We start from the raw sequence: 8,019 nt of genomic DNA on the forward strand, positions 1-8,019 counted from the left end.
CGATGAGTAGCAAACCGTGGCGGATAGCAGGCGACACGGTGGAGCGCATCGAGGCCTTGGGCGTTGCAACTTGTAGCTGCGCACACTTCCGAAGCGCCTTCCCCTCCACCGTCATGGCCGGGCTCGTCCCGGCCATCCACGCCTTCCTCCCTGTCAACGCAGCAAGACGTGGATGCCCGGCACAAGGCCGGGCATGACGTGGGGAGAGGCCGTGCCAGCGAACTAACGTGCGACCCGAGTTGGACCCGCACGCGCGCCGTGCTCGGTTGGATCGACGCCAAGCTCCGCCCCGCCATCGCCGCCTGTGGCGAGCATGAACTACGCGCGCTGCTGGCCGGCCTCGACGGCCGCTTCGTCCGGCCCGGCCCGTCCGGCGCACCGACGCGCGGTCGGCCGGACGTGTTGCCGACCGGGCGCAATTTCTTCGCGGTCGATGTCCGCGCCGTGCCGACGCCGTCGGCGTGGCGGATCGGGCAGCTCTCGGCCGAACGGCTGGTCGAAGCCTATTGGCAGGAGCAGGGCGAGTGGCCGCGTTCGATTGCGCTGTCGGCGTGGGGCACGGCCAATATGCGCACCGGCGGCGACGATGTTGCGCAGGCCCTGGCGCTGATCGGAGCCCGGCCGGTGTGGGAAGACGGCTCCGGCCGCGTCACCGGTTTTGCGATTACGTCACTGAGTGAGCTGAAGCGGCCGCGCGTCGACGTCACCTTCCGGGTCTCCGGCCTGTTCCGCGACGCCTTCCCGACCCAGATCGATATCCTCACCAGTGCAATCCGCGCCGTCGCCGAGCTCGACGAGCCCGACGACGCCAATCCGATCGCCGCGAGCGTGCGCGCCCGCGCCCGCACGCTGCAGGAGGCCGGCGTACCGCGCGAGCACGCGCACAAGCAGGCCAGCCTGCGGGTGTTTGGCGCCAAGCCGGGCAGTTACGGCGCCGGGCTGCAGACGCTGATCGACGAAGGCGTTTGGACGACGCGCGCCGATCTGGCGCAGAGCTATCTCGATTGGGGCGGCTTCGCTTATGGGGGCGGGGTCGAGGGCGACGAAGCACGCGATGCCTTCGCGGCGCAGCTCGCGAGCGTCGATCTCGTCACGCAGGCTCAGGACAATCGCGAGCACGACATTCTCGACTCCGAAGATTACTATCAGTTCATCGGCGGTCTCGCCGCTGCGGTCGAGAGCCTGAGTGGACAGGCACCGAAGATCGCGCATCTGGATTCGTCGCGTCCCGAGGCGCCGATCGCCCGCTCGCTCGATCACGAAATTTCCCGCGTGGTGCGCGGCCGCGCCGCTAATCCGAAATGGATCAATGGCGCGATGCGGCACGGCTACAAGGGCGCCAGCGAGATCGCCGCCACGGTCGATCTGCTGTTCGGCTTCGCGGCCGCCACCGATGCGGTGGCCGATCGTCACTTCGATCAGCTGTTCGCCGCCTATCTCGAAGACGACCGCGTCCGCGATTTTATGCGCGAGGCCAATCCGTCGGCGCTGCACGAAATGGCGGCGCGATTTGCCGAAGCCATCCGCCGCCGGCTGTGGACACCGCGCGCCAACCGCGCCGCCGATCTCATCGCCGAATGCCTCGCCTCACCGAAGGACGCCGCATGACCGAACAATCGCCTGAAGCCGACAACGCCCGCCATGCCGAGAAGGCGAAGAAGCGCAAGGCGGCGCATGATCGGATGATGGAGGGCAAGACCGGCGAGAAGGGTCTTCTGATCGTCCACACCGGCACCGGCAAGGGCAAAACCTCGGCGGCGCTCGGCATGGTGTTTCGTCATATCGGCCACGACATGCCGGTCGCGGTGGTGCAGTTCACCAAATCGCCGAGCTGGGACACCGGTGAGGCGCGGCTGCTGCGGCGTTTTCCGGAGCTGGTAACGCTGCATATCATGGGCGAGGGTTTCACCTGGGAGACACAGGACCGCGAGCGCGACATCGCCGCCGCGCGTGCCGGCTGGGAGCGCGCCAGGGAACTGATCCTCGACGAGCGCCATCACATGGTGCTGCTCGACGAGCTCAACATCGTCCTGCGCTACGATTATTTGCCGATCGACGAGGTGGTGACGTTTCTGCGCGATGCCAAGCCGGCCGACAAACACGTCGTCGTCACCGGCCGCAATGCCAAGCCGGAGCTGATCGAGATCGCCGACCTCGTCACCGAGATGACGCTGGTCAAGCATCCGTTCCGGGCCGGCGTGAAGGCGCAGAAGGGCGTCGAGTTCTGATCCGATGTGCCGCCTTCAAACTACCCACAGCACGAGCGCGTAGAGGCCCGCTTGCAGCACGCAGCCGCCCAGCATCACGCGCAGCGCACGGCCAATATCATCGGGCCGCGCGTCGCGTCGCCCTTCGGCGTTGAGGAAGGGATCGTCCACGATCGCGCCGCCGTAAATACGTGGACCCGCGAGGGCGAGGCCGAGCGCGCCGGCCATCGCGCTTTCCGGCCAGCCTGCGTTCGGCGAGCGATGTTTGCGGGCGTCGCGAAGCATCACGCGCCATGCGTCGCCGATGGCGCCGCTCGACAGCGGAGCGCTGAGCGCAAGCAAGAGGCCGGACAGGCGCGCCGGCGCGAGGTTGAGCAGATCGTCGAGCCGCGCCGCGGCCCAGCCGAACGACTCATAGCGCGCGTTGCGGTGACCGATCATCGAGTCGGCGGTGTTGACCGCCTTGTAGATCAGGATGCCCGGCAGGCCGCCCAGCGCCAGCCAGAACACCGGCGCCACCACGCCGTCGGAGAAATTCTCGGCGCAGGATTCGATCGCGGCGCGTGCCACGCCGGCCTCGTCGAGCTGTTCGGGATCGCGGCCGACGATCATCGACACCTCGCGGCGTGCGCCGGCGAGACCACCGGTCGCGAAGCCATCGCGAACGCGCGCGACGTGCTGATACAGGCTGCGCTGCGCAATCAGCGTCGATGCGATCAGCGCGAGAACGACAAGACCGATCCAGCTCTGCTGCAGCAGACGCTGCAACAGCAGGCCGACAACGCCGCCACAAATCACCAATACTATAACGGCGATGACTCCCGCGGCGCGGCGCGCGCCGGCCGCCCAACTCTCCCGATTCAAGCTGCGGTCGAGCCAGCCAATCAGCCCTCCGATGATCACGACCGGATGCGGCAGCTTGCACCACAACCAGTCGGGATCGCCGATCATCGCGTCGCAGGCCAACGCCAGCATCATCACCAACCAGATGTGGTCCAGCGTCAGCACGCAGTGGCTCCGCGACTGGCGATCGGGAACTGGCGATGAAGCATGGCGGCGATCTCACCGAGGCGATGGCGCGCCATGGCGGCGCGCCGGAGGATTGGCTCGACCTGTCTACTGGCATCAATCCGCGGCCGTGGTCCATTGCCAAGTTGGGCGAGGCGACGTTGCCCGCATTCCTGTGGCAGCAACTCCCTTCGCGCCGCGATGAGGAGGCGTTGCTGCACGCGGCGCGGATTGCTTATGAGACTCCTGACGGAGTCGACATCGTCGCCGCGCCCGGCACGCAGGCGCTGATCCAATGGTTGCCGCGTCTCGCACCGAGCGGCGCGGTTGGCGTCGTTGGGCCGACCTACGCGGAGCATGCCCAAGCGTGGAGCAAGGCCGGACGCGAGGTGATCGATCTCGCTGTCGAAGATCTGGAAAAGTCGATAGCGGCGCTTCCTGACGACGTGCGCCACATCCTTGTGGTGAGTCCCAACAATCCCGATGGCCGCTGGATCGACCACGCGGTTCTGGCGAGCATCGCCCGGCAACTCGCCGCGCGCGGTGGCTGGCTGGTGATCGACGAAGCGTTTGTCGATGTCGAGCCGACGCGTAGCACGGTGGCACTCTGTACCGACGCGCCCGTGGTGATCTTGCGCTCGTTCGGCAAATTCTACGGCCTCGCCGGTGTGCGACTCGGCTTCGCCTTGGCGCAGCCGTCGATTGCGCGGCTGATTGCCGAAGCGCAGGGGCCATGGGCATGCTCGGGGCCAGCGCTCGCCGTCGGTGCGGCTGCTCTCGGCGATCTCACTTGGGCAGCGCAGACGCGCATCGAACTCGCCGCATCAGCCGCTGCGCTCGATGTGGTGCTGGCGAAGGCGGGCCTCGCCGTCGTCGGCGGCACGTCTTTGTATCGGCTAATCCGTCACGTCGACGCGCGCGCGCTGCACGAAGCACTGGCGCGCCGCCGCATCTGGTGCCGCCGCTTCGATTGGCGGGACGATCTCTTGCGCTTCGGCCTGCCGCCCGATCAGGCGGCGCTCGATCGGCTCGCCGCCGCGCTCACGGAAACTGGTGCGAGATCGCGATGCTGATCACCAGCAGCAGTAGCAGCGACAGCGTCACCGCAGCGGTGACGCGGCCGCCGACCTTGCGGATGACGCGGACGTCGACGCCGAGGCCGAGCGCCGCCATCGAGATGATGGTGAGGATCGAGGCCGCCTTCAGCATCGGCGCGACCAGCACCGGCGATACCAGATCGAACGAACGCAGCGCCGCGAGCAGCAGGAAGCCGATGATGAACCACGGCACGATCTGCAGCGGGCCGAAGCGGTGAGTCTTCACCGCGCCCTCGGCGTTCTCGCGCAGCTTGCGGCCGAACAGTGAGAACGCCACCACGATCGGTCCCAGCGTCAACACGCGCATCAGCTTGACCAGCGTGCCGATCTGGGTCGCGAGCAATCCTGCCGGCACGGTGGCGGCGAGCACCTGCGGCACCGCGTAGACGGTGAGGCCGGCCAGAATGCCGTATTGGTTCTGCGTCAGCGCCAGCAGCGGAATCAGCAGCGGCAGTCCCAGCACCATGACGACGCCGAGGATCGCCGTGAACGAGATCGACGACGCGATGTCGTCGCCGCTGGCGCCGATCACCGGCGCGACGGCAGCGATGGCCGAGTTGCCGCATACCGAATTGCCGCAGGCAACCAGGATCGACAGCCGCGTCGGCAGTCCCAGCATCCGGCTGATGCCGTAGCTGACGGCGATCATGAGCGCCACGGTCGCCACGATGGTGCCGAGCAGCAGCGGACCGGAAGCGGCGATCGCCGCGAAACTGATCGAGACGCCGAGCAGCGTCACCGCGACTTCGAGCAATTGCTTGGCGCTGAAGGCGATGCCGGTTCGCCACAATGCGCTCGGCGCCCATGCGGTGCGGATCGCCATGCCGAGCAGGATCGCAATCACCAGCGCTTCGAGATAGGGGTGGCTGAAGACGTGTTCTTCCAGCGACTGCGCGCCCATCGAAATCAGGGCGACGACGAGGCTGAGGGCGATCCCCGGGACCAGGCCGGTCACCCGGCCGACTGCTGCACGCCATCCGGAGGGTTGGGTGGCCTGATTGTTCACCGTCGTCATGCAATCTCCTACGCGAGGAGAATATTATGCGCTAGAACTCCGCCAGAGGAGAAATATCGTTTCTGCTTGGCGCTATAGGGAGAAGTTATGTCGTTGAACCTGCATCTGCTGCGAATGTTCGCGACGGTTGTGCGGACCGGCAGCTTTTCCCGTGCGGCGGACGTTCTGCACATCAGCCAGCCGGCGATTTCCAAGCGGGTTCAGGACCTCGAACTACAGATCGGCTGCCGGCTGCTCGATCGGGTGCCGCGCGGTGTGCGGCCGACCCGCGAGGGCCAGGTGCTGATGCGCCACGCCGAGACGCTGTTCGCGGCCGAGCGCGCGGCCGAGGAGGAAATGCGTTCGCTGTGCACGCTGGAGGCCGGCTTTCTCCGCATCGGCGCCAGCACCACAATCGCGTCCTACATGCTGTCCGATCACCTCGGCCGGTTTCACCGCGAGCACCCGAATGTCGATCTGCACGTCATCAGCGCCAATACCCGCGAGGTGGCGGACCTGATGCTGGCGCACGAGATCGACCTCGCGCTGGTCGAAGGGCCGGTGGCGGATGAGGAACTGATCGTCGAGCCGTGGCGGACCGACGTGATGCAATTGATCGCCGGGCCGCAGCATCGCTTCGCCGAGTCGCCCAGTCCGATCGATCCGAAAATGCTGGCAGACGAGACGCTGATCGTGCGCGAACAAGGCTCGGGGTCGCGCGAAATCGTGCTGCGGGCGCTGGCCGAGCACGGCATCGAAGCGCGGCGCATGCTGGAGATCGGCAGCACCGAGGCGATCAAGCAGGCGGTGACGGCGGGATTGGGAGTCTCGATCGTGTCGGCGGCGGCGATCGACGATCAGGTGGCGCGGGGGCGCCTGAGCGCGATCACGATGCGCGGGCTGGCCATCGAACGGCAGCTTTGGCAGCTCAAGCTGCCGAACCGGCTGGATGCGCCGGCGGCGGTGGCGTTCGATCAGCTGTTGAAGGGGAAGCTGGAATTGCCGATCGGCGCCGAGGCCGATCAGCCGGCCGCGTCGAGTTAGACGCCGAAGATCGATTTGATGGCGCTGGCCATCTGGCCGAAAGTCGCGGCGAAGTCTGGGTTGAAGTAGGCCGCGCGCGCCGCAACGATGACAACGACCAGCGACCAGAACAGGCCGGTGCCGGCGCGCAGCATCAAACGCGAACCGGGCGCCGAGGCCTTGGGTTCCGCGTAAGCCACGGGCTCGCCATAGGGGTCGAAATGGGCGTTCTGCACGGTCGTCTCCGAAGCGTTCCGGCCGCTCAAGCGGTCCCCCAATATGTCGGGAGACGGGCCAAAAGCGCAAAGGAAGCGTCGTGCAAAGTTCGGCGGGGCCGGAGAGCATTTTTCTCCCGGCCCCGGCCGTGATGGAAAAATTCAGTTTTAGCCGGTCAGACCCAGCGCCGGAGCGCCGATCCGGCCGGTCTGGCGCAGGAAGCCGCTGATCTGGTCCGGCGTATCGGCGACCCGGACTCCGGCCTTCTCCAGCGCGGCCCGTTTCGACGCATAGCCGCCGCGGCCGCCGGTGACGATAGCACCGGCATGGCCCATCTTCTTGTCGGGCGGCGACGAGCGGCCGGCGATGAAAGACACCACCGGCTTTTTCATGCCGGCGGCGTATTCGGCCGCGGTCTCTTCCATGGTGCCGCCGATCTCGCCGACGAGCACCACCGCTTTGGTCCGCGGATCGCGGTCGAGCGCCTGCAGCGCATCGCGCGTGGTCGTGCCGATGATCGGATCGCCGCCAATGCCGATGAACGCCGATTGGCCGAGACCGGCGCGCGTCAGGTTCAGGCACATCAGCGTGCCGAGGCTGCCGCTGCGTGAGATCACGCCGACTTCGCCGGGGGTGAAGACGTTGGGATTGTGCCCCGGCATGATGCCGACGAAGCCTTCGCCGGGCGTGACGATGCCGGCAGTGTTGGGGCCGATGATGCGCGACTTCGAGCCGCGCAGGCGGGCGAAGATCTCCAGCACGTCGTGACCGGGAATATGCTCGGTCAGTGTCACGATGGTGCCGATGCCGGCATCGATCGCGTCGATGATCGCATCCTTTGCCATCGCCGGCGGAATGAAGATCACCGTGACGTCGCACGGCGTGTGCTTGGTGGCCTCGACCGCCGAGCCGAAGATCGGCAGGCCGTCGTGCGTATCACCCGCGCGCTTGGGATTGACGCCGCCGACTACGTCGGTGCCGCACTCTCTCATCTTGGCCGCCCAGAACGAGCCCTGCTTGCCGGTGAGCCCCTGGACGAGAACCTTCTGACCGCGTCGATAAATCATTGTGCCGCCTCGACCGCCGCTTTGACGGCGTCTTCCATGAGATCGTAAGGCTCGAAGCCGAGCCGCTCGCGCACCAGCTTGACGGCTTCGTCCTCGCCGGTGCCGTGAATGGAGAAGAACACCGGCACGTTCGGCCGCAGTTTTTCCCAGGCTTTGACCACTCCGTCCGCCATCACGTCGGTGCGGGCGAAGGCGCCGCAGAAATTGACCACCAGGCTTTTGACGCCCGGATTGGACAGCACCAGATCGAGCGCGATCTCCGACTTGGTGTAGGCCTCGCCGCCGATCTCGAGGAAGTTCGCGGGCCGGCCGCCGAAGTGATCGATCACATCCATCGTCGTCATCGTCAGCCCGGCGCCGTTGGCGAGAACACCGACATTGCCGTCGAGCTGGATGAACTTGAGACC

General features: G+C 66.8%; 7 protein-coding genes and 2 pseudogenes. 4 read left to right on the forward strand and 5 right to left on the reverse strand.

Going from position 1 to position 8,019, the window contains the following annotated elements; translation table 11 throughout:
* Positions 1-231 precede the first annotated feature (231 nt).
* Both I5M_RS29430 and cobO read left to right on the forward strand, forming a co-directional pair.
* A pseudogene (locus I5M_RS29430) lies at positions 232-1,608 on the forward strand (cobaltochelatase subunit CobN); the annotation flags it as partial.
* A complete protein-coding gene (gene cobO, locus I5M_RS09230; protein WP_376738671.1) occupies positions 1,578-2,228 on the forward strand; it encodes a cob(I)yrinic acid a,c-diamide adenosyltransferase in 651 nt (216 codons plus the stop codon). The pseudogene I5M_RS29430 and the gene cobO, both read left to right, overlap by 31 nt.
* A 15-nt stretch (positions 2,229-2,243) precedes the next feature.
* On the opposite strand, the gene cbiB is transcribed toward cobO, so the two are convergent.
* Entirely contained in the window at positions 2,244-3,215 is a 972-nt protein-coding gene (cbiB, locus tag I5M_RS09235; RefSeq protein WP_022721136.1) for an adenosylcobinamide-phosphate synthase CbiB, read from the reverse strand.
* Between the two features lie 35 nt (positions 3,216-3,250).
* Here cbiB and cobD point away from each other — a divergent pair, with 35 nt between their 5' ends.
* Positions 3,251-4,288, forward strand: a complete 1,038-nt coding sequence (gene cobD, locus I5M_RS09240; RefSeq protein WP_022721137.1) for a threonine-phosphate decarboxylase CobD — start codon at positions 3,251-3,253, stop codon at positions 4,286-4,288.
* Here the strand turns inward: cobD and I5M_RS09245 are convergent.
* Positions 4,257-5,327 carry a YeiH family protein gene (locus tag I5M_RS09245; RefSeq protein WP_022721138.1) on the reverse strand — a complete coding sequence of 357 codons (1,071 nt, stop codon included), beginning with the start codon at positions 5,325-5,327 and terminating at the stop codon, positions 4,257-4,259. The genes cobD and I5M_RS09245 overlap by 32 nt on opposite strands.
* 87 nt (positions 5,328-5,414) lie before the next feature.
* On the opposite strand from I5M_RS09245, the gene I5M_RS09250 reads away from it, so the two are divergent.
* On the forward strand, positions 5,415-6,350 hold the full coding sequence (locus tag I5M_RS09250; protein WP_022721139.1) for a LysR family transcriptional regulator: 936 nt from the start codon (positions 5,415-5,417) through the stop codon (positions 6,348-6,350).
* On the opposite strand, the gene I5M_RS09255 is transcribed toward I5M_RS09250, so the two are convergent.
* The 3 genes and pseudogenes from I5M_RS09255 to I5M_RS09265 form a co-directional block, all read right to left on the reverse strand.
* Positions 6,347-6,565, reverse strand: coding sequence for a hypothetical protein (locus tag I5M_RS09255; RefSeq protein WP_031335942.1), 219 nt, complete (start codon positions 6,563-6,565; stop codon positions 6,347-6,349). The two genes, I5M_RS09250 and I5M_RS09255, sit on opposite strands and share 4 nt — an antisense overlap.
* A gap of 147 nt (positions 6,566-6,712) precedes the next feature.
* Entirely contained in the window at positions 6,713-7,612 is a 900-nt protein-coding gene (gene sucD, locus I5M_RS09260) for a succinate--CoA ligase subunit alpha (RefSeq protein ID WP_022721141.1), read from the reverse strand.
* A pseudogene (locus I5M_RS09265) lies at positions 7,609-8,019 on the reverse strand (succinate--CoA ligase); the annotation flags it as partial. The gene sucD and the pseudogene I5M_RS09265, both read right to left, overlap by 4 nt.

The sequence above is a fragment of the Rhodopseudomonas sp. B29 genome, from assembly GCF_000333455.1.
GTDB lineage: Bacteria > Pseudomonadota > Alphaproteobacteria > Rhizobiales > Xanthobacteraceae > Rhodopseudomonas.

What these genes read in the sequence shown, in the direction of transcription:
- I5M_RS09250 (WP_022721139.1), top strand. Translation starts at nt 5,415, where the DNA reads ATGTCGTTGAACCTGCATCTGCTGCGAATGTTCGCGACGGTTGTGCGG.
- I5M_RS09245 (WP_022721138.1), bottom strand. Translation starts at nt 5,327, where the DNA reads ATGACGACGGTGAACAATCAGGCCACCCAACCCTCCGGATGGCGTGCA.
- cobO (WP_376738671.1), top strand. Translation starts at nt 1,578, where the DNA reads ATGCCTCGCCTCACCGAAGGACGCCGCATGACCGAACAATCGCCTGAA.
- cobD (WP_022721137.1), top strand. Translation starts at nt 3,251, where the DNA reads ATGAAGCATGGCGGCGATCTCACCGAGGCGATGGCGCGCCATGGCGGC.
- sucD (WP_022721141.1), bottom strand. Translation starts at nt 7,612, where the DNA reads ATGATTTATCGACGCGGTCAGAAGGTTCTCGTCCAGGGGCTCACCGGC.